Origin of the sequence: Amycolatopsis sp. lyj-346, assembly GCF_046548975.1 — a bacterium.
GTDB lineage: Bacteria > Actinomycetota > Actinomycetes > Mycobacteriales > Pseudonocardiaceae > Amycolatopsis.
The window spans coordinates 70733-92398 of the sequence record NZ_JAJPWT010000002.1 but is presented as its reverse complement, the minus strand read 5'-3'; the positions used below and the strand labels follow the sequence as shown (position 1 = coordinate 92398).

Annotated in this window: 11 protein-coding genes; all 11 read left to right on the top strand. The window is 74.8% G+C overall.

Going from position 1 to position 21666, the window contains the following annotated elements:
* Positions 1 to 448: 448 nt before the first annotated feature.
* The 11 genes from ACLJQE_RS07630 to ACLJQE_RS07580 all read left to right on the top strand — a co-directional run bounded on the left by ACLJQE_RS07630 (position 449) and on the right by ACLJQE_RS07580 (position 21651).
* The gene (locus ACLJQE_RS07630) at positions 449 to 3502 is read left to right on the top strand and encodes an AfsR/SARP family transcriptional regulator (protein ID WP_410638394.1); all 3054 of its coding nucleotides are present in this window, start codon (positions 449 to 451) and stop codon (positions 3500 to 3502) included.
* A 212-nt stretch (positions 3503 to 3714) separates the two neighbouring features.
* Positions 3715 to 4854, top strand: a complete 1140-nt coding sequence (locus ACLJQE_RS07625) for a hypothetical protein (protein WP_410638393.1) — start codon at positions 3715 to 3717, stop codon at positions 4852 to 4854.
* A gap of 38 nt (positions 4855 to 4892) precedes the next feature.
* Entirely contained in the window at positions 4893 to 5045 is a 153-nt protein-coding gene (locus tag ACLJQE_RS07620) for a hypothetical protein (protein ID WP_410638392.1), read from the top strand.
* 174 nt (positions 5046 to 5219) lie between these two features.
* Positions 5220 to 6764, top strand: coding sequence for an acyl-CoA carboxylase subunit beta (locus ACLJQE_RS07615; RefSeq protein ID WP_410639153.1), 1545 nt, complete (start codon positions 5220 to 5222; stop codon positions 6762 to 6764).
* Positions 6761 to 6946, top strand: a complete 186-nt coding sequence (locus tag ACLJQE_RS07610) for an acyl-CoA carboxylase epsilon subunit (RefSeq protein WP_410638391.1) — start codon at positions 6761 to 6763, stop codon at positions 6944 to 6946. The genes ACLJQE_RS07615 and ACLJQE_RS07610 overlap by 4 nt, the downstream gene beginning before the upstream one ends.
* 77 nt (positions 6947 to 7023) lie before the next feature.
* The gene (locus tag ACLJQE_RS07605; protein ID WP_410638390.1) at positions 7024 to 7824 is read left to right on the top strand and encodes an AfsR/SARP family transcriptional regulator; all 801 of its coding nucleotides are present in this window, start codon (positions 7024 to 7026) and stop codon (positions 7822 to 7824) included.
* Positions 7825 to 7856: 32 nt separating this feature from the next.
* Positions 7857 to 8507 carry a nitroreductase family protein gene (locus tag ACLJQE_RS07600; protein WP_410638389.1) on the top strand — a complete coding sequence of 217 codons (651 nt, stop codon included), beginning with the start codon at positions 7857 to 7859 and terminating at the stop codon, positions 8505 to 8507.
* Positions 8508 to 8536: 29 nt separating this feature from the next.
* Positions 8537 to 10114, top strand: coding sequence for a thioesterase domain-containing protein (locus ACLJQE_RS07595; RefSeq protein WP_410638388.1), 1578 nt, complete (start codon positions 8537 to 8539; stop codon positions 10112 to 10114).
* Between the two features lie 32 nt (positions 10115 to 10146).
* Positions 10147 to 10425 (top strand): acyl carrier protein, encoded by a 279-nt coding sequence (locus ACLJQE_RS07590; RefSeq protein ID WP_410638387.1) that lies wholly within the window; start codon positions 10147 to 10149, stop codon positions 10423 to 10425.
* 7 nt (positions 10426 to 10432) lie between these two features.
* Positions 10433 to 12403: an asparagine synthase (glutamine-hydrolyzing) gene (asnB, locus tag ACLJQE_RS07585; protein ID WP_410638386.1), complete on the top strand. Its 1971-nt coding sequence runs from the start codon at positions 10433 to 10435 to the stop codon at positions 12401 to 12403.
* Positions 12404 to 12429: 26 nt separating this feature from the next.
* Positions 12430 to 21651: an SDR family NAD(P)-dependent oxidoreductase gene (locus tag ACLJQE_RS07580; RefSeq protein WP_410638385.1), complete on the top strand. Its 9222-nt coding sequence runs from the start codon at positions 12430 to 12432 to the stop codon at positions 21649 to 21651.
* The last annotated feature ends 15 nt before the right edge of the window (positions 21652 to 21666 follow it).

Sequence of the window (21666 nt, the reverse complement as noted above, 5' to 3'; positions counted from 1 at the left end):
GTCGGCCCCCGGATCCGGGGGCCGTCAGGGCCCAAGTCTCCATGGTGTGGGCCGCCGCCGTGAAGCGCTCGGCCATCCCGACGCGCACGGGGGAATCCCGGTGGTTGCCAGCCATGGTGGTGACGATGTCGACGAGCTCCGGCGGCAGGGGATTCGGCCGAATGGAGGAAGATCACCCGCGGGGGGAGCGAATTCTGCGGGTGCGGTCCGGTTCCGTCAACAGTTTTCGCCCTGCCGCGCCGGGATGTTGCCCGTTCAGCTCGCCGTGGCTGCCTGCTTGCCCATGACTCAACTCCGGCGGCCAGGATCGGAGAAATTTCTTGGATTCTGCGCATAACATGGCCGGGGGTGAGCAGCCGTACGGGCCGGCGGGATCGGGTTTCCGCCAGGAAGGGTGGACGTTGCACTGGGCGGGGGCGGTCGGCGTGCCTGAGGACGGCGAGGACCGATGAGCGGTGCACCGCCGCGTCCGGACGCGGACCTCCGCATCAACGTCCTGGGGTCGCTGGAGTGCTGGTCCGGTGGTCGCCGGATCCACCTCGGCGGGGCCGTGCAGGAACGGGTCATGGTGGCGCTGCTGCTGGAATCCGGCCAGGTGCTGAGCGTTTCGCAGCTGGTCGACTCGGTCTGGGACGAGGAGCCGCCCGCCACGGCGACCCACCAGGTGCGCAAGGCGGTGGCCCGGCTGCGCCGGCTGATCCCCGCCGGTGACGAGATCATCCTGACCGAGGGGCCCGGCTACCGCGCCGTCCTGCCCACCGAACAGGTGGACGTCAACGTTTTCCTGAGCCTGCTCGAAAAGGCCAGGAAGGCGTCGTCGGACCGGCGGTGGGACGAGGTGGCGACGCACCTGCAGGGAGCGCTGGAGCTGCGGCGCGGTTCGGTGCTCGCCGGCGGTGGCGGCCCGGCGATCCGGGCGGCGGACGCCGCCTTGCAGGAGCGCTACCTCGACGCGGTCGAGCAGCTGATCGACCTGCGCCTGTCGCGCGGCGAGGCCCGGCAGCTGGTCGGTGAGCTGCGCGAGCACATCGCCGCCCACCCGCTGCGGGAGAAGCTGCGCGGGCAGCTGATGGTCGCCCTGTTCCGCTCCGGCAGGCAGGCGGACGCGCTGGCTGAGTACCGGAAGGTCAGCGCCCTGCTGGCCGACGAGCTGGGGATCGACCCGGGCACCGCGCTCGCGGAGCTGTACGAGCGCGTCCTGCGCAACGATCCCGGGCTCGGGGCACCGGAGCCGCCGCCCTCGCTCACGCCGGAGCCGCCGCCCCCGCCGGAGTCACCGCCCGCCCGGCCCGCCCGCACCCTGCCGTACGACCTCGCGGACTTCATCGGCCGCAAGGCCGAGCTGGAAGACCTGCTGAGCCGGATCGAGGCGCCGGCGGGCCCGGGGCCGAAGATCGTGACGATCGACGGCATGGGCGGGGTGGGGAAGACGTCCCTGGCCGTGCACGCGGCCCACCTGGTCGCCGACCGGTACCCGGACGGCCAGCTCTACGTCAACCTCCGTGGCTACACCTCCGGCGGGGAGCCGCTGGCGCCCCAGCGCGCCATCGAAGTGCTGCTCGGCATGCTCGGCGTGCCCGCCGACCAGCTGCCGGACGACGGCGAAGCGCGCGGGATGCTGTGGCGGACCACGACGGCGGGCAGCCGGCTGCTCCTGCTCCTGGACAACGCCCACGACGTCGACCAGGTGTGGCCGCTGCTGCCGCTGAGCCCCGGGTCGCTGGTCCTGATCACGAGCCGGACCCGGCTGATCGACCTCGACGGGGCCGACTGGATGTCGCTCGGCACGATGAGCACCGAAGACGGGGTCGCGATGGCCGCCCGGTTGCTCGGCGGCCGGCGCGCCGAGGCGGAGCCGCAGGCGGTGACCGAGCTCGTCGAGCTGTGCGGCCACCTCCCGCTGGCGATGCGCATCGCGATGAGCCGGCTCGCCAACCGCCCGCGGTGGCCGATCGGCTACCTCGCCGACCGGATGAGCGACGAGTCCCGGCGGCTGGAGGAGCTCAAATCCGGCGGCCGCGGGGTCGACCTCACACTGCGGATCTCCTACGAGGGACTGGCTCCGCGCCACCGGGCGGCCTTCCGCGTGCTGGGCCGGCATCCGGGGCGCGACATCGATGTCTACTCGGCCGCCGCCCTGCTCGGCCTGCCCCCGGACCTCGCCGAGACCGTGCTGGAGGTCCTGCTCGACGCGCACATGGTGCAGCAGCACCAAATCGGCTACTACACCTTCCACGACCTGGTGCGCAGCTTCGTCGCCCAGGTCAACGCCGGCGAGGAGGCGGAAGACGACGCCGAGGGCGCCCACGGCGCGTTCGAGCGGCTGCTCGACTACTTCGTCCACGTCACCGACCACGTCTGCGACCTGCTGTTCCCCGGCCGGGCCGAGCTGCCGCCGGTGAACGCGGAAGCCGCGCCCGCGCTGCCGCACCTGCCGACCCGGGAAACCGCCCGCGCCTGGCTCGAGCGCGAGCAGGCCACCCTGCGGGAAGCGGTGACGCTCGCGTACGGCCGGGGGTTCGACCGCCACGTGGTCCGGCTCGCCCGCAACCTGGTCTTCCACCTCGACGCGGCCGGGTTGTACGCGGCGTTCGCCGAAGTCGCCGAGCTGGCCGTGGCGTCGGCCCGCCGGCTCGGCGACGCCCCGCTGCTGCGCCTGAGCCTGTCGAACTCGGCCGTGGCGCACTGGAAGCACGGCAAGTTCGGCGAGGCGATCGAGGCAGCGGCCGAGGGACTCGAGCTGGCCACCGAAGTGGGCGACCGCCGGGGGATGGCCAAGGACACCGGCATGCTCGGCCTGCTGATGTGCACCACCGGCCGCCTCGCCGAGGCGCTGCCGTTGCTGCAGGAGTCCATCCGCATCAAGCGCGAGCTCGGCGCCCGGCGGGCCGAGGCGGAGTCGCTGGTCAACCTCAGCTCGCTGCACGAGCAGCAGGGCAGCTACGCCGAAGCGGTGGACTCGGCGCGCCGGGCCTTGGCGCTGAACCGCGAGGTCGGGGCCCGGGAGAACGAGGTCGTGGCGCTCGTCGACCTGGCCCTCGCCCTCCTCGGAGCGGGCGCGCTCGAAGAAGCCGACGCCCAGCTGGCCCTCGCCCGGGAACTGGGCGAGGACTTCGGCGCTCCCGGCGACGTCGCCCTGGCCTACGCCGTGTCGGCGCTGGTGGGTCACCGGCTCGGGCGGGCCGAGCAGGCCCGGCGGTTCGTCGCGCTGGGCCTGGAGCACCACCGCGCCCACTGGACGCCGATCCGGCGGGTGGTGATCAACAACCTCATCGGCCGCCTGCGCCGCGCCGAGGGCGCCCACTCCGAAGCCCTCGTCCTGCACGAGCAGGCCCACGCCCTCGCCGCCGAAATCGGTTACCGGATCGAAGAAGCCCGGGCGCTGACCGGGATGGCGGAGGCCCGGATAGCGCTCGGCTCCCCCGAGGAAGGCCGGGAGTGCCGCCGCCGGGCCGAGGAGATCTTCGGGGTCGCCGGCGTGCTGCCGGGGGCGCGCCACTGAGCCGCGGCCGTCCGGCCGGCGTGTTCCGGTCACGGGAACGGAACGGGAACCGGGCCGGTCACAATACCGTCGAAAGCTGGCGCCAGATTTTCGTGGCTGCGGTGCTCCTCCGGTGGATCGCGGTCCACCGCACTGTGGGGAGTCGACATGACACGGCGGTGTCCGGGTGACGTGTCCGGGGCACGACGGGACACCGCGGACGGGGTGCCTTGATGGCGCCGGACCGGATCCGCCCGCCGGCCACGCGGCTGCTGCTGTGCTTCCCCGCGCTTTCGCTCGCGCGGAAAGCGGTGCGCAGCGGCCTCGATCCGTGGCTGCTCGTCGACCGGGCGCAGCAGCGGGTGTTCGCCCCGCTCGCCGAGGGCCGGCTGGCCCTGGTGGACCCCGGTGACGAGGCCGACGTGGCGGCGGCGGTGGCCCGGGTCGTCCGGGAGCGGGCGATCACCCACGTGCTCGACGCCGCGGGGTACCCGGTCGCCGGGGTCCCGGGCCCCGAGTCCGCGCGGGCGCCGCACGTGCTGGCCGACATCGGCGAACTGAGCCGGGTGCTCGCCCGCAGCCGCCATCCCGTGGTGCGCACCCGCGTGGTGGCCGCCGCCGGGGACGTGCCCGCGGCGGCGGCGGAGCTCGGCTGGCCGGTGGTCGTCCGCTCGGGGTGCGAGCAGTCGGTGGTGGGGTCGCCACCGGCGCTGCGGCGGTGGCTGGCCGCGCCCGGCAGGCGAGCTCCCTTCGCGGTGGCGGAGTTCGTGGCCGGGCCGGAGGTGGTGACCACGACGCTGACCCACGACGGGATGCACCGGGTCGTGGGGCTCACCGCCCGGCGGCCGGGTGACCGCGGGGTCCGCTACCTGCACCCGGCGCCGCTGTGCGAGTCGGCGGCGACGGCCGTGCGGGCCACCGTCACCGCCATGCTGGACCTGGTGGGCTACGAGTTCGGCCCCGCGGAGACCACGGTGGTGCTGTCGGAGTGCGGGCCGCGGATCGTCGGTTCGCGGCCGTGCTTCGGGACCCGCGGGATTCCCCGGCTGATCAAGACCGCCACCGGCTTCGACGTGCAGACCGAGCTGTTCCGCGCGCTGGCCGGCGTGCCGGTGCGCCCGCCGGCGCCCCGCTGGTTCGCCGCGGTCGAGTTTCCCCGGCCGGCTCCCGCGCGGCACGGTGCCGGCCTGCCGGGCTGGCGGGTGCTGGCCGAAGGGGCGACGCCGGAGGCCGTCGAAGCGCGGCTCGACGCCGCGCGCGACCGCGTGCCGCACGCGGGAAAAGCCGGCCGCTGCGTCCGATCGACCGGAGATACCCCTCGGGTGGAAGTGAGCGGTATCGAGGACGGAACGGATTGGGAACAGCGCTTGTGACCATGGTTCTCGTCGACGGCGAGAAAAGGAGTGGTGACATGCGAAGCGGTTCGGCGATCGGCGGGAAGCGCGGTGCCGTGGGGGGTCTCGGGGTGGCGCAACCCGCGGGGCCGTCGCTGACCCCCGGCGCGCGTGCCGCCCTCACGGCCGCTTTCCCGGCCGGCCGGGAAAGCGGCGAGGGGCCGAACTGAGCCGGGCCGGCCCTTTCCCGGTGCTGCGAAGGAATTCCATCCGCAACGCGTTGTTGCGCCGTTTTTGGGGAGAACGACAGTGAGCGACGAGAAGAGCGCGTTGCCGGTCCGGCGGGAGGCCCGGCGGTGACGACGATCGAGGAACCCACGGCACCGCCGTCGGTGGCGCCGGACATGCGCGCCCTGGTTCGCGAGCTGGCGACGGCCCGGCGGCGCGCGGAGGACGGGCCCTCCCCGGAGGCCACCCGCGCCCAGCGCGCCAAGGGCAAACTGACCGTGCGCGAGCGGCTCGACCTGCTGTTCGACCCCGGGAGCTTCCGGGAGATCGAGAGGTTCCGCCACCACCGCTCGTCCGGGTTCGGGCTGGAGCACCGGCGGCCCGCGACCGACGGGGTGGTCACCGGCTGGGGCACGGTGGCCGGGCGCAAGGTGTTCGCCTACGCGCACGACTTCCGCATCTTCGGCGGCTCGCTGGGAGAGGCCCACGCGCAGAAGATCCAGAAGCTGATGGACCTGGCCGCGGCCGCGGGCGCCCCGCTGGTGGCGCTGTCCGACGGCGCGGGCGCGCGCATCCAGGAAGGGGTGACCGCGCTCGCCGGGTACGGCGGGATCTTCGAGCGCAACGTCCGCTACTCCGGGGTGATCCCGCAGATCAGCGTGATGCTCGGCCCGTGCGCCGGTGGCGCGACCTACTCGCCGGCGCTGACCGACTTCGTGTTCATGGTGCGTGACGTGGCGCAGATGTACATCACCGGCCCGGACGTCGTGCGCTCGGTGACCGGCGAGGAGATCACCCACGAGCAGCTCGGCGGGGCCGAGGTGCACGCCACGGTGTCCGGCGCGAGCGGGTTCGTCCACGACACCGAGGAGGAGTGCCTCGAAGACGTCAGGTACCTGATTTCCCTGCTGCCGTCCAACAACCGCGAGCCGGCACCTCCGGTGGTGCCGCTCGACGCCCCCGACCGCCGCTGCGAGCGGCTGCTGGACATCGTGCCCGCCGACGGGGCGCGCGCCTACGACATGCGCGCGGTCGTCGAGGAGATCGTCGACGACGGCGAATTCTTCGAGGTGCACGCGTCCTGGGCGGAGAACGTGATCTGCGCGCTCGCCCGGCTGGACGGGCACGTGACCGGGATCGTCGCCAACCAGCCCGCCGTGCTGGCCGGGGTCCTCGACATCCACGCCGCCGAGAAGGCCGCGCGGTTCGTGCAGATGTGCGACGCCTTCAGCATTCCGCTGGTCACGCTGGTCGACGTGCCGGGTTTCCTGCCCGGCCGCGACCAGGAGCACGGCGGCATCATCCGCCACGGCGCGAAGCTGCTCTACGCCTACTGCAACGCCTCGGTGCCCCGCGTGCAGGTCGTCCTGCGCAAGGCGTACGGCGGCGCCTACATCGTCATGGACTCCCGCTCGATCGGGGCCGACCTGTCCTTCGCCTGGCCCACCAACGAAATCGCGGTGATGGGCGCCGAAGGCGCGGCCAACGTGGTGTTCCGCCGGGAGATCAGCACCGCACTGGACCCGGAAGCCGTCCGCGCCAAGCTGATCGAGGAGTACCGGACGAGCCTGATGCACGGCTACCACGCCGCGGAACGCGGCCTCGTCGACGACGTGATCGACCCCGCCGACACGCGACGGGTGCTGATCGACGCGCTGGGCGCCTTGCGGGCCAAGCACGCGCAGCTGCCCCTGCGCAAGCACGGGAACCCGCCGACATGAGCCCGGCCGTCGTGATCAGGCGGGGCGCGCCGGACGACGCGGAACTGGCCGCGCTGCTCGCGGCGCTCGTCCTGCTGCGTCGCCGGCCCGCACCGCCACCGGGACGGGACCGCCGCGCCGGGGCCCCGTGGCGGCCCGGCGGCCCGGTCTACCGGCCGCCCGGCATGTGGACTTCGGGGTGAGATCCGTCCCCGGCGGGAGCGTGCCCGCCGGACCGCTGCCGCGCCGGAAGCCCGGCGCGCCGAACCGAGGAGAGGCCGTGCTGGAAATCAGCCTGCTCGGACCCCTGCGCGTGGCAGGCCCCCGCGGGGAGTTCGGGACGACGTCCACCAAGATCAGGCAGGTCCTCGCCCTGCTGGCGCTGGAAAGCCCCAGCGCCGTCGGCGTCGACCGCATCACCGAGGAGCTGTGGCCGCAGCGGCCGCCGAGGACCGCGCTGGGCACCGTGCAGACCTACGTCTACCACGTGCGCAAGCAGCTGGCCGCGCACGTCGGCTCCGGCAGCAAGCTCCTCGCCACCGTGCGCAACGGCTACCTGCTGGACATCGACCCGGCGTGCCTCGACGTCCGCCGGTTCGAGCGGGCCGTGCGGGAGGGCCGGGCGGCGCTGGACGCCGGCCGCGCCGCCGACGCCTCCGCCCGGATGGACCGGGCGCTGGCCATGTGGCGCGGGGCCGCGCTCGCCGACGTGCGGCAGGGACCGGCGCTGGACGCCGAAGCCGTGCGCCTGGAGGGCCTGCGCGAGGCCGCGCTCGAACTGCGGGTCCAGGCCGACCTGGAGCAGGAGCACCTGCCCGAGGTGATCCCGGAGCTGCAGGCGCTGATCCGGCGCTACCCGCTGCGCGAGCGCTTCCACCACCAGCTGGTCACCGCGCTCAACCGGGCGGGACGGCGCGCCGACGCCCTCGTCGCCTACCAGCACACCTGCCGCGTGCTCAACGAGGAACTCGGCCTCGACCCCTCCGACGAGCTGCGCCGGCTGCACCACCTCGTGCTGACCGGCGCGTCGGCCGGGGCGCCCCGGCGCACGTCCGCCCTCGAGCACCCGATCCCGGCGTGACCGGCGAGCCGTCCACGCCGGCAGGAGGAACCATGGACATCGACACCGCCGGCGTCGACCACGTGCTGAGCACCACCCGCGCGGTCCGCCGCAAGCTCGACCTCGACCGCCCGGTCTCGCCGGAGGTCCTGGAAACCTGCCTGCGGCTGAGCACCTACGCGCCCTCGCCGGGCAACCAGCAGAACTGGCGCTGGGTCGTCGTGCGGGACCCGTGGCCGCGCAAGCAGCTCGGCGCGCTGTTCCGGGAGGTCGGCCGCACCTACCTCGCCGGCGTGCGGGCCGAGCTGGGCGCCGCGGTGGCGCACCCGCCGGTCCGCCGGATGGTCGATTCCGTGCAGCACCTGATCGACGTGATCGACCGCGTCCCGGTGCTGGTCGTCCCGTGCGTGCAGGGCACCCCGCCGCCGGGCCACCCCGAGGCGGCTTCGTTCTACGGCGGGATCTACCCCGCCGTGTGGAGCTTCCAGCTCGCGCTGCGCTCCCGGGGCCTCGGCACCGTCCTGACGACGCTGCACCTGCGGCGGGAGCGGGAGGCCGCGGAAATCCTCGGCCTGCCCGAGGACGTGACGCAGGTCGGCCTGCTGCCGGTCGCCCACACGACCACCACCGCCTTCCGGCCACCGCCCCGCCGTCCCCTCGGCACCGTCGCCTTCCTCGACACGTGGGGCAGGCCCCTGACCTGACCAGCCAGTTTCTGGAGAGCGGAGCAGCCATGCCCGACGCCAGCGGCGGCAGTGTCGTGCTCTTCCCCGGCCAGGGCACCCAGGCCAAGGGAATGGGCGCGGAGCTGTTCGACCGGTTTCCCGACCACGTCGCCCTCGCCGGGGAGGTCCTCGGCTACGACATCGCCCGGCTTTGCCTGGCGGACCCCGACGGCCGCCTCGACGACACCCGCTACACCCAGCCCGCGCTCTACGTCGTCAACGCGCTGTCCTACCTGGACCGGATCCGGCGGGGCGAGCCCGAAGCCGACGTGCTGCTCGGGCACAGCCTCGGCGAGTACAACGCGCTGCTGGCCGCGGGGGCCTTCGACTTCGAGACGGGGCTGAAGCTCGTCGCGCAGCGCGCGGCCTTCATGGCCGAAGAGAACGGCGGGGCCATGCTGGCCGTGCTGGGCGTCCCGGCCGACGAGCTGGCCGGGCTGCTCGCGGCCGACGGACTGACCACAGTGGACATCGCGAACCGGAACACCCCCACGCAGAACGTGTTGTCCGGCTCGGCGGCCGACATCGACCGCGCCAAGCAGGCACTGACCGACCGGGGCGTGCGGGTGACCGCGCTGCGCGTGTCGGCCGCCTTCCACTCCCGGTACCTGCGGGCGGCCGGGGACGAGTTCGCGGCCTTCCTGCGCGGGTTCACCTTCGCCCCGCTGCGCCGGACCGTGATCGCCAACGTGACCGCGCGCCCGTACCGCGACGGCGAAGTGGCGCGGACGCTGAGCGACCAGATCGCGGGCACGGTGCGCTGGGCCGACAGCGTCCGCGCGGTGCTGCGCCGGCTGCCCGCGGCGAGTTTCCGGGAAGTCGGCGGGGAAGGAGTGCTGACCAGGATGGTGCGGCAGATCGACGCCACGCCGGCGCCCGCCGCCACGGCACCGCGCCGGGTGTTCACCGTGGCGTTCGCCGGCGGCGACGAAAACGCCTACCGGCCCCTCACCGCGCACCTCGGGGAGCTGGAGGTGGTGCCGCTCGAACGGCCGGGCCGCGGCCGCCGGGTGGCCGAGCCGCTGTCGGCGGACGTCGACGTGGTCGTGGCCGACCTGCTGGACCAGCTGCGGCACCGGCTCGACGAGCCGTACGCGATCTACGGCCACAGCCTCGGGGCGCGCCTGGCGTTCCTGCTCTGCCGGCGCCTCCGGGCCGAGGGCCTGCCCGCGCCGCGGCGGCTCGTGGTCTCCGGGGAGTGCGGCCCGTCGGTGCCGAGCCGGGAACGCGACACCTGGCGCCTGAGCGGGGACGCGTTCTGGGCCCACCTCGAGCGGCTCGGCGGGGTGCCCGCGCAGCTGCGGCAGTTCGAAGACCTGATGGCGCACTACGAACGCGTGCTGCGGGCCGACTTCACCGTGCTCGGCCGGTACACCCACCGCGCGGAGCCGCCGCTGGACGTGCCGATCACCGTCGTCACCGGGGACCGCGAACCGTTCACCGACGCGGAGATCGCGGCCTGGCAGCGCGAAACCACCGAGCCGCTGCTGCGGCACCGGCTGCCCGGCGACCACTTCTTCATCCGCGCGCACTGGCCCGCGCTGGCGGAGCTGATCGGCGGAGCCGAACCGCTGTCCCGCCCGTGAACCGCACCCGCCCGACCGAGGGAGGAACTCCGATGCCCGACCCCACGTTGACCGCCGAGCTGAAGAGCCACCTGGAGAGCGAAGCGCTCTTCCGGTTCGGCGACGAGATCACCGAGGACACCGACCTGTTCAAGGCCGGCGTGCTCGACTCGTTCGGCTACCTGGCCCTGATGAACCACGTGCACGAGCGCTACGGCGTCGAGCTGGGGGAGGACCTGCTCGACAGCGTGCTGGTGTCGCTGCGCGCCATCGTCGAGTTCGTCGAATCGGCCGCGGTGCCGAGCGCGGTGCCGAGCGCGGACGGCCGGTGACGCGGGGATGTGCGGAATCGCCGGTGTGTACGGCGGCGACCGGTCGCCCGAGGGCCACCGGGAGCTGATCGCAGGGATGCTCCGCCAGATCGAGCACCGCGGCCCGGACGAGGCGGGCTGCTACCTGGACGACCGGCTCGCCATGGGCACGGTCCGGCTGGGCATCATCGACCTCGAGAGCGGCTCGCAGCCGGTCGGCAGCGCCGACGGGCGGTGGTGGCTGTGCTACAACGGCGAGCTCTACAACTACCGGGAGCTGCGCCGCGAACTGCGGGCGCGCGGGGTCCGGTTCCGCACGGACTCCGACACCGAGGTCGTGCTGCAGGCGTGGCTGACCTGGGGCCGGGACTGCCTGCCCCGGTTCAACGGCGCCTTCGCCTTCGCGGTCTACGACGCCGTGGCCGGCGAGCTCACCCTGGTGCGCGACCGGTTCGGCAAGCGCCCGCTGTTCGTGGCGCGGCACGGGAACGCCTGGCTGTTCGCCTCGGAGATGAAGGCTTTCCTCGCCTACCCGGGGTTCCGGTTCTCCTTCGACCCCGGCCAGCTCGCGTCGATCTTCGCCACCTGGACGCCGCTGCCCGCCCACAGCGGCTACCGCGGGGTGGAGCAGGTGCCGATGGGCGAATACCTGCGCCTGCGCGGTGACCGGGTGGACCGCGGCCGCTGGGCCGAGCTCGACCTGACGCCCGGCCCGGCCCCGGAGTCCGAGGCGGCCGCGATCGAGCGGGTCCGCGCGGAACTGGCCGCCGCCGTGGACGTGCGGCTGCGCAGCGACGTCGAGGTCGGTGTCTACGTCTCCGGCGGCCTGGACTCCTCGATCATCGCCCACCTGGCCGCGCGGCGGCAGCCCGCCGGCCTGCGGACGTTCTCCCTGGAGTTCGAGGACGCCCGGTTCGACGAGTCCGCCGAGCAGGAGGCGCTCACCGCGCGGCTCGGCACCCGGCACCACGCTGTGCGGGTGCGGGACGAGGACATCGTGGGCGCGTTCCCGGCCGCGGTCCGGCACGCCGAGGTCCCGGCGTTCCGCACCGCGTTCGTCCCGATGTACCTGCTCGCCGAGCGGGTGCGCGAGGCCGGGATCAAGGTGGTGCTCAGCGGCGAGGGCGCGGACGAGGCCTTCCTCGGCTACGGCATCTTCAAGGACGCGCTGCTGCTGGACGCCTGGGACGAGCTCGACGAGCAGGCGCGGCTCGACCGGATCGCGCGCAGCCACCCGTACCTGCCGCACTTCAGCGACGAAGGCGCGCCGAAGCGGCTGCTGGGCCTGTACCGGCGGTTCACCGAAGAGCACCTGCCCGGGCTGTTCACCCACCAGATGCGGTTCCAGAACGGCCGGTTCGCGGCCCGGCTGCTGCGCGACGCGGCCGACCCGTTCGGCCCGGCGCAGCGGCTGGTGGCCGGCGAGCCGGGGTACGCCGGGCTCGGCACCGTGCAGCGGGCGCAGTGGCTGGAGTTCCGCACCCTGCTGGCCGGCTACCTGCTGTCCACCCAGGGCGACCGGATGGCGCTCGGGCACGGCGTCGAGAACCGCTGCCCGTTCCTCGATCCCGCCGTGGTGCGGCTGGCCGCTTCGGTCAACCACCGCTTCGGCGACCCGTTCGACGAGAAGTACCTGCTCAAGCGCGCCTACGCGGACGTGCTGCCGGAACGGGTGCTCGCCAAGGGCAAGTTCCCCTACCGGGCCACCGACAGCGCGGCGTTCGTGCGCGCGTGCCCGGACTACCGCGACACCCTGACCGATCGGTCCACTATGGACGAGATCGGGGTCCTCGACCCGGGGTTCACCCGCGCGCTCGTGGACCGGGTCTTCGACGGCCCCGCCGAACGCGTCGGCACCAAGGAGAACCAGGCGTTCACCTTGCTGGCTTCGCTGTTCTGGCTGCACCACTGGTTCGTCCGCGGGCAGGCCCGCGACACCGCGCCGCTGCGTTCCGGGCTGCGCGTGATCGACCGCCGTACCAGCATGCTGCCGGCCTAGCCGGGCACGGAAGACGAGGACTTCTCATGAGCCACCCCTCCGGTGACCCGGCCGGCGCCGACGTCGCCATCGTGGGCGCGGCGCTGCGGCTGCCGGGCGCCCGCACCATCGACGAGTTCTGGGCGAACCTGGCCGAAGGCCGCTCGCTGATCCGCGAGGTGCCCCCGCGGCGCTGGCGCGCCGCCGACCACGCGGGCGACCCGCGCCGCGACGGCGACAAGACGAGCAGCGTCTGGGGCGGGTTCGTCGACGACGTGGAGTGCTTCGACGCGGACTTCTTCCACGTCTCCCCGCGCGAGGCGCGGCTGATGGACCCGCAGCAGCGCATGGCGCTGGAACTGAGCTGGCACGCCATCGAAGACGCCGGCTACCGCGGCGACCGGCTCGCCGGCTCGCGCACCGGCGTGTTCATGGGCGTGTGCCACTGGGACTACGCCGAGCTCGTCGAGCAGGAGCACGACGGGATCGACGCCTACTACCCGACCGGCGCGGCGTACGCGATCATCGCCAACCGCGTGTCGCACCACTTCGACTTCCGCGGGCCGAGCGTCGTCAACGACACCGCCTGCGCGAGCTCGCTGGTGGCGGTGCAGCAGGCGGTGCAGGCGCTGCTGGCCGGCGACTGCGAGCTGGCACTGGCCGGCGGGGTGAACCTCGTCTGGTCGCCGCGGCACTTCATCGCGTTCAGCAAGGCGGGAATGCTGTCCCCGACGGGGCGGGCCCGCGCGTTCGACGCGGCGGCCGACGGTTACGTGCGCGGTGAAGGCGGCGGCGTCCTGCTGCTCAAGCGCGCGGCGGACGCGCGCCGCGACGGCGACCCGGTGCACGCGATCGTCAAGGCGGTCGGGACCAACCACGGCGGCCGCACCAGCTCGCTCACCGTGACCAACCCCGACGCCCAGGCCCAGCTGATCGTGGACACCTACCGGCAGGCCGGGATCGACCCCGCGTCGGTGAGCTACGTCGAGGCGCACGGCACCGGCACCCCCGTCGGCGACCCGATCGAGGTGCGCGGGCTGAAGAAGGCGTTCGCCGCGCTCGGGGACACCCGCACCGACCAGCGGTGCGGGATCGGCTCGGTCAAGCCGAACATCGGGCACCTCGAAGGCGCCGCGGGGATCGCGGGCCTGCTCAAGGTGATCGCCGCGATGCGGCACCGCCGGCTGCCGGCCACCGTCGGGTTCGAGCGGCTGAACCCGCTGATCACGCTGACCGGCACGCCGTTCCACGTCGTCGAGCGGCCGGCCGGCTGGACACCGGCCGGTGACGGGCCGCTGCGGGCCGCGGTCAGCTCGTTCGGCTTCGGCGGGACGAACGCGCACGCCGTTCTGGAGGAGGCACCCCCGGCGCCCGCGGCGGCCACCGGCGGGGCAGACACGGACGAATGGCTGCCGGTGTCGGCGATGGACGACGAGCGGCTGCGCGAGACCTGCGCCGGGCTGGCCGCGTGGGCCAGGGCGCGCCTCGCCGAGGGCGAGCCCCCGGCCCTGGCCGACGTCGCCCACACGCTGCGCCACGGCCGCGTCCCGATGCCCGCCCGGGTGGTGTTCCACGCCGCGGACCTGGCCGGGTGGGCCGGGCAGCTGGAGTGCGTCGCCCGTGGCGGAACCGAGCCGGAAGGGTGCCTGCGCGGGCATGCCGGCCCGATCGGCGCCCTCGACGCCGGCCTGGAGGAAGCCGACGTAGCCGAGCTGGCGGCCCGGTGGGCGGAGCAGGGCCGCGCGGAGAAGTTCGCCCGCGCCTGGGTGCACGGCCTGCCCGTGGACTGGTCGGCCTGGCCCGGCACCGGGCGGCGCGTGCACCTGCCCGGGTACGCCTTCGCCCGCACGCCGTTCTGGTTCCGGCCGCTCGATCCGGCCGGGCCCGGCCACCCGTCGCTCGGCGACGGACGGGAGTCCGACGGCGGCTGGACGTTCCCGCTGACCTTCACCGCCGGCCAGGACTTCCTCCGCGACCACGTCGTCAACGGGACCCCGGTGGTGCCGGGCGTCGCCGTGCTCGGCCTCGTCCTCGCCGCCGCGGCCCGCATCGGCGGGTCCGGGATCCCGAGCGTGCGCCACTTCGGGTGGGTCCGGCCGCTGGCCGTGCCCGGCGACCGGCTCGCCGTGCGGCTGCGGCTGGTGCCCGACGGCGACGGCTACGACGTCGCCGTCCTCGGCGAGTCGGGCGACCGGTACGCGGTCGGGCGGCTGGTGACCGGGCCGGGCCCTGGCGAGCCCGTGGACCCGGCCGGGCTGCGGGCGCGGTACCCCGAGTCCCTCGACGTCGCCGACGGCTACGCGGCGCTGCGGGCCAGCGGGATCGAGCACGGGCCCGCCTTGCGCGGCCTCGAAGCGGTGTCCCGGGGTGCGGACGGGGTGCTCGCCCGGATCCGGGTGCCGGCGGAGGCCGGCGGGGGCTGGCTGCTGCCTCCGGTGGTGCTCGACAGCGCGCTGCAAGCCGTCCTCGCCCTCGGCGCGGACGGTCCCGGCTGGCGGCGGCCCGCCGCGGCCGCGGTCCCGTTCGCCCTGGACGAGCTGACCCTGTACGCCCCGGTCGGCGCCGGCGCCTGGGCGGTGGTGCGCGGCGCGGGCGGTGACCAGTCCAAAGTGGACGTCGACGTGCACGGCGACGACGGGGTGCTGTGCGCCCGGCTGCGCGGCTACACCGCCCGCCCGCTCGCGGCGAAGCCGGCCGAGGGTGACCTCCTCGAAGTGCGGCAGGTGTGGCGGCCCGCGCCCCCGCCCGCGGCCGGCCCCGGCGCCGCGGGTCCGCTGGTGGTGCTGAACGCCGTTTTGGCCGACGCGCCCGCCGCGGCCGTCGCGGCCCGGCTGGACGCGGAGATCCTGCCGCTGCCCGCCGCGGCGCCGGCGGCGCCGGCGGCGCCGGCCGACGCGGCCGCGGCCGCGTTCGACGCCTGCTACCGGCACCTGCGCACCCTGCTCGGCCGGCCGGGAACGGCGGCCCGGACCGTGCTCGTCCTCGCCCCGGGCGCTCCGGACGACCCGGTGCACGCCCCGCTCGCCGCGGTCCTGAAGTCGCTGCGCAAGGAGAACCCGGCGGTCCGGGGCAAGCTCGTGCTCGTCGAGGGACTCGGCGCGGACGACGCCGCCCGGTTCGAGGCGATCGTGCGGACCGAGGCGACGGCGGCCGAGGTGGAGGTCGCCTACGACCGGGACGGGCGGCGCCTGCGCCGGGAGAGCGTGGAACTGCCGGTGACCGACGGCGGCGAGTCGCTGCTGCGCCCCGGCGGGGTGTACTGGATCACCGGTGGCGCGGGCGGCGTGGGCCGGCTGGTCGCCGCGCACCTGTGCGACCGGTACGGCGCCACCGTGGTGCTCGGCGGCCGCGGGGCCCCCGGCACCGAAGTCGAAGCGCTGCGGGACCGGTACGGCGACCGGGTCTGCCACCAGCCGGTCGACGTGACCGACGCGGACGGCGTGCGCGCCGCGGCCGCGGCGATCCGGGCGCGGTTCGGGCGCCTCGACGGGGTGTTCCACGCCGCCGGGGTGCTCGCCGACGGCCACCTCGTGGCCACGCCGCCGGAGGCCACCGCCGCGGTGCTCGCGCCCAAGCTGGCCGGCACCGCGCACGTCGACGCCGCCTGCCGGGAGCAGGGCGCGGGCTTCCTGCTGCTGTTCGGTTCGGTCGCGGGCGCGTTCGGCAGCGCGGCGCAAACGGCGTACGCGGCGGCCAACGCGTTCCTCGACGCCCACGCGGCGCAGGCGTCGGGCCTCACGGTCCGCGTCGTCGACTGGCCGCTGTGGGCCGAGGGCGGCATGCGGGTCGATCCGGCGACCGAGGCCTACCTGCGCAAGACGACGGGCACCGTCGCGCTGCCGACGCCGGCCGCGCTCGCCGCGCTGGAACGCGCGCTGCGCGCCGACGCGCCCGTTCAGCGGGCCGTCCTGTTCGGGGAGGCGGCGAAGCTGCGCCGGTACGCGGGCCTGGTCCCGGACGAACCCGCCGTCCGCCCGGTCACCCCGGCGCCCGCGGCACGCGAGTCCACAGTGGACGATCGGACGCTCGCCGCGCGGGCCGAGGACCACCTGCGCCGGCTGTTCGCGGAGCTGACCGGGCAGGACCCGGAGCGCATCCGGCCCGACGAGAAGCTGGAGCGCTACGGCATCGACTCGCTCGTCGTGGTGGACCTGACGAGCCGGCTGGAGGACGACTTCGGCTCGCTGCCCAAGACGTTGTTCTTCGAGCACGTCGACCTGCGCGGCGTGGCGGGCCACCTGCTGGCCGAGCACCGCGACCGGCTGCGGGAGCTGTTCGGCACGGCCCCCGAGCCGCCGGCCGCACCCGAGCCGGAACCCGTCCCCGCACCGGAATCGCCGCCCGCGCCCGCACCGGAACCGCCGCCCGCCCCGCCCGTGGTGAGCGAGCGGCCGCGGCCCGCGCGCGCCGAGAAGGCCGAGCGGGATGTCCACGACATCGCCGTGATCGGCATGGCCGGCCGCTACCCGGGCGCGGACACGCTGGCGGAGTTCTGGGAGCTGCTCAGCGAAGGGCGGCACAGCTTCGAGCCGGTGCCGCGCGAGCGGTGGCGCCACGACGACCTGTACTTCGACGAGCGCGACGTGCCCGGCAAGACCGTCGTGAAAACCGGGACCTTCCTGCGCGACATCGATGCGTTCGACCCGCGGTACTTCGCGATCTCCCAGCGGCAGGCGGAACTGATGTCGCCCGAGGTCCGGCTGCTGCTGCAGGCGGGCGTGACGGCGCTGGAGGACGCCGGCTACTCCCGGGAGACGATCCAGCGCCGTTACCAGGGCGACGTCGCCGTGCTCGTCGGTTCGATGAACAACAGCTATTCCCTCTACGGCTTCCAGAACATGCTGACGCGCGGCACGGCCACCAGCGGCAGCGAGCTCGGCGTGTTCGCCAACATGCTGTCCTACTTCTACGGCTTCACCGGGCCGTCGATGTTCCTGGACACGATGTGCGCCTCGTCCTCGACGTGCGTGCACCAGGCGGTGCGGATGCTCCGGACCGGCGAGTGCCGGATGGCCGTCGTCGGCGGGATCAACCTCATGCTGCACCCCTACGACCTGATCGCGACGTCCCAGGCGCACTTCACCAGCAAGACCGCCGAAGTGCTGCGCAGCTACGGGATCGGCACCGACGGCACCGTGCTCGGCGAGGGCGTGGGGATGGTGGTGCTCAAGCCGCTGGCCGAAGCGATCGCCGACGGCGACCACGTCCACGGCGTCATCCGCGGCACCGGCATGACCAACGCGGGCGTGCGCAACGGCTTCACCGTGCCGAGCCCGGCCCAGCAGGCCCGGGCCATCGAAAAGGCGCTCGACGACGCCGGCGTGGACGCGCGCACGATCAGCTACCTCGAAGGCCACGGCTCGGCGACGTCGCTGGGCGACCCGATCGAGATCAAGGGCGCGACGACGGCGTTCCGCCGCCACACCGCCGACCGCGGCTTCTGCGCACTGGGCTCGGTCAAGTCGAACGTGGCGCACCTGCTGTCCGGTTCGGGCATCGCCGGCCTGACGAAGGTGCTGCTGCAGCTCAAGCACCGCACGCTCGCGGCCTCCCTGCACGCGGAGCCGGTCAGCCCGGCGATCGACTTCGCCGGCACGCCGTTCGTCGTGCAGCGCGAGCGCGCCGAATGGCGCCGTCCGGTGATCGACGGGCAGGAGGTGCCCCGGCGGGCCGGGGTGACCTCGATCGGCGCCGGCGGCGCCAACGTGCACCTGATCGTCGAAGAGCACGACAACCCGGCACCGGCCCCGGACACGGGCGTGCCGCGGCTGCTGGTCTGTTCGGCGACGACCCCGCGGGCGCTCGGCCGGGTGCTGCGCGACCTGCACGCGTACGTGCGCGCCGAACGGCCGGGCCTGGACGCGCTGGCCCACACCCTGCAGACCGGCAAGAACGAGCTGCCGTGCCGGCTGGCGTTCGCCGCCGAAGACATCGCCGCCGCCGAGGCCCGGCTCGCCGAACTGTCCGAACTGGACTGGGACGCCACCGTGCGGGTGCCCGCCGGCGTCCGGTTCACCGCCAGCACGATGGGCGTGTCCCGGCCCCCGGCCGAGGAAGAGGTGACGCGGGCCCTCGCCGGAGCCGACCTCGCGGCCCTGGCCGCCTGCTGGACCGCGGGCGCGGCCGTGGACTGGGACGTGCTCTGGCCGCCGGGCACCCGCCCGGCCAAGCTGTCGCTGCCCGCCTACCCGTTCGAGCAGGTCCGGTGCTGGTACCCCGGCTTCGCCGACGCGCCGGACGTGCTGCGCCCGCTCGCCTTCACCCGGCGCGAGCACCCGTGGGTCGGGGTGAACCGGTCGGACCTGAGCGGCATCCGGTACCGGCTCCCGCTGCGCGGCGACGACCTGCTCGACTACGTCTACTCCGTCCGCCGCGAACGCCGGTACGCCACGGTCGCCCTGCTGGACGGCGTGCTCGCCTTCGCCGGTCTCGCGGGCCTCGACGGGGACCGGTGGACCGTCCGCGACGCCCGCTGGGGCGCGCTGCCCGCGCCCGCGGCGGGGGAGCGGCAGCTGGAGTGGCGGCTGGGCACGCGGGACGGCGCCCACCGCGCCGAACTGCGCGACGAGGACGGCACCCTGCTGTTCGGCGCGGACGTCCGGCCCGCCGCGGCGGCGGAAACCGGGACCGAGCCGGCGGTGAGCGCGCCGCTGTCGCTGGACCAGGACGCCTTCTACGCGAAGCTGGCCGAGCTCGGCGTGGATCCGCGGCCCTACGCCCGCGTCGTCGAAGGCGTCGCCGAACTCGGCGGCCGGCTCCTCGTGCGGGTCGCCGAGCCCGCGCGGCGCCAGGACCCGCACCCGCGGCGCGTGCGCATCCCGGCCTGGGTGTTCGCCGGGCTGGTGCAGGGCGTGCAGTACCTGACCGGGGACGCCGACGCCGCGATCGGGCACCTCGCGTCGGCGACCGGCGGGGACTTCGGTCGCACCCGCGCCCTGCTGATCGAGGGCACCGGCGACGCCGGCTTCGACGTCCGTCTGCTCGACGAGACCGGCCGGGTGCTGGGCCTGCTCGCCGGAGCCCGGTTCGGCGCGGTTCCGCCGTCGGACGGGCCGGCCGGTTCCCCCGCCGGCGACGTCCGCGACCGGCTGGCCGGCGTCGTCCGGGAGACGGTCGCCGAGCTGCTCAAGCTGGACCCGGCCGAGATCGACGAGGACACCCACTTCCCGGCTTTCGGCTTCGAGTCGATCACGCTCGCTTCGCTGGCGGCCGAACTCGGCGCCCGGCTGGGGACCGACCTGCGCCCGTCGGTGTTCTTCGAGTTCCCCAACATCCGCGGCCTCGCCGGCGAGCTGGCCGGCCGGCTCGGGGACCGGGAACCGGCGGCCCGGCCGGCCGCCACGCCCGCCGTGGCGATCGAACCCGCTTCCCTCGAACCCGCTTCCACCGGGCCCGCCGGCGACGCGGTGGCGATCGTCGGCGTCGCCGGGCGCTTCCCCGGCGCGGACGACCCGGACGCCTTCTGGGCCCGGCTGCGGGCGGGCGAGGACCTGGTGACGCCCTACCCCGGCGACCGGTTCGACGACCGCTACGCCGAAGTCGTGGCGGGCACGGACTTCCCGAAGTTCGCCGGGCTGCTGCGGGACGTCGACCGGTTCGACGCGGACTTCTTCGCCGTGTCCCGGCTGGAAGCCGAGCTGATGGACCCGCAGCACCGGCTGGCGCTGGAAACCGTGTGGACGGCGCTGGAGGACGGCGGGTACCCGCCGGTCCGGCTGCCCGCGGACACCGGCGTCTTCTTCGGCGTGTCCGGCACCGACTACCACCACCTGCTCAACGCCAGCGGGGTCGCGCCCGAGGCCTACACCGCGACCGGCAATTCGCACGCCGTGCTCGCCAACCGCCTCTCGTTCCTGCTCGACGTGCACGGGCCGAGCGAGCCGATCGACACCGCGTGCTCCAGCTCGCTCGTCGCCGTGCACCGCGCGGTGGAGAGCGTCCGGTCCGGGCGCTGCGGCATGGCGATCGCCGGTGGGGTGAACCTGCTGCTGAGCGTCGACACCTTCGCCGCGACGCAGCAGGCCGGGATGCTCAGCCCGGACGGCCGGTGCAAGACCTTCTCGGCAGCCGCCGACGGGTACGTCCGGGCCGAAGGCGCCGCGGCCGTGCTGCTCAAGCCGCTGGCGGCCGCGCTGCGCGACGGCGACGCCATCCGGGGCGTGCTCCTCGGCAGCGCCGAGAACCACGGCGGCCGGGCCGCGTCGCTGACCGCGCCCAACGCCGCCGCGCAGGCCGAAGTGGTGCGGGCGGCGATGGCCGGGGTCGACCCGGACACCATCGGCTACGTCGAAGCGCACGGCACCGGCACCGCGCTGGGGGACCCGGTGGAGGTCGACGCGCTCGCCGCGGCCTACCGGGACCTCGGCGCCTCGGCCGGCCGCGTCCGGGCCCTCGGCTCGGTCAAGGCGAACATCGGCCACGCCGAAGCGGCGGCCGGCCTGGCGGGCCTGCTGAAGGTGCTGCAGCAGATGCGGCACCGCGAGCTGCTGCCCGTGCTGCACTGCGACCGGCTGAACCCGCACCTGAAGCTCGAGGGCAGCGGCTTCGAGGTGGTGCGCGAGCGGCGCCGCTGGGCGCCGGTGACGGACGCGGCCGGGCGCGAACTGCCGCTGCGCGCCGGGATCAGCAGCTTCGGCTTCGGCGGCGTCAACGCGCACGTCGTCGTGGAAGCGCCGCCGGACCGGCCGGCACCGGCGCCGGCCGCGGGGCCGCAGGCGATCGTGCTCTCCGCCCGTGACGCCGGCCGGTTGCGGGCGCGCGCCGAGGACCTGCGCGGGTTCCTCGTGCGCGCCCTCGCCGAGGACCGCGCGCCGTCGCTCGCGGACCTGGCGTTCACGCTGCAGGTGGGCCGCGAGGAGATGGAGCACCGCCTCGGGTTCGCCGCCGGCCGCGTCGAAGACGTCGTCGCCGCGCTCGGCGCGTTCCTCGACGGCACCCCCCACCCGGGCCTGCACACCGGCACCCTGCGGCGGGCCCGCGGGGCCGCGGTGGCCCGGGACCGCACGCCGGATCCGGCCGCCGCGGCAGCGGCGGACGCGGGCGACCTCGCCCGGCTCACCGCCCTGTGGTGCGAAGGCCGCGTGGTCGGCTGGGCGGACCTGCACCCCGCCGGGACCCGCCGCGTCGTGGCCCTGCCGTCGTACCCGTTCGCGCGGCAACGCCACTGGGTCCCGCAGCCCGAACCCCCGTCGTTCGACGTGGCCGCCCGCGCGGCCCTGCTCGAAGAAGTCCTGGCCGACCGGGAGAGCCCCGATGTCCTCGGCGTCTGAAACCGCTGCCCGCCC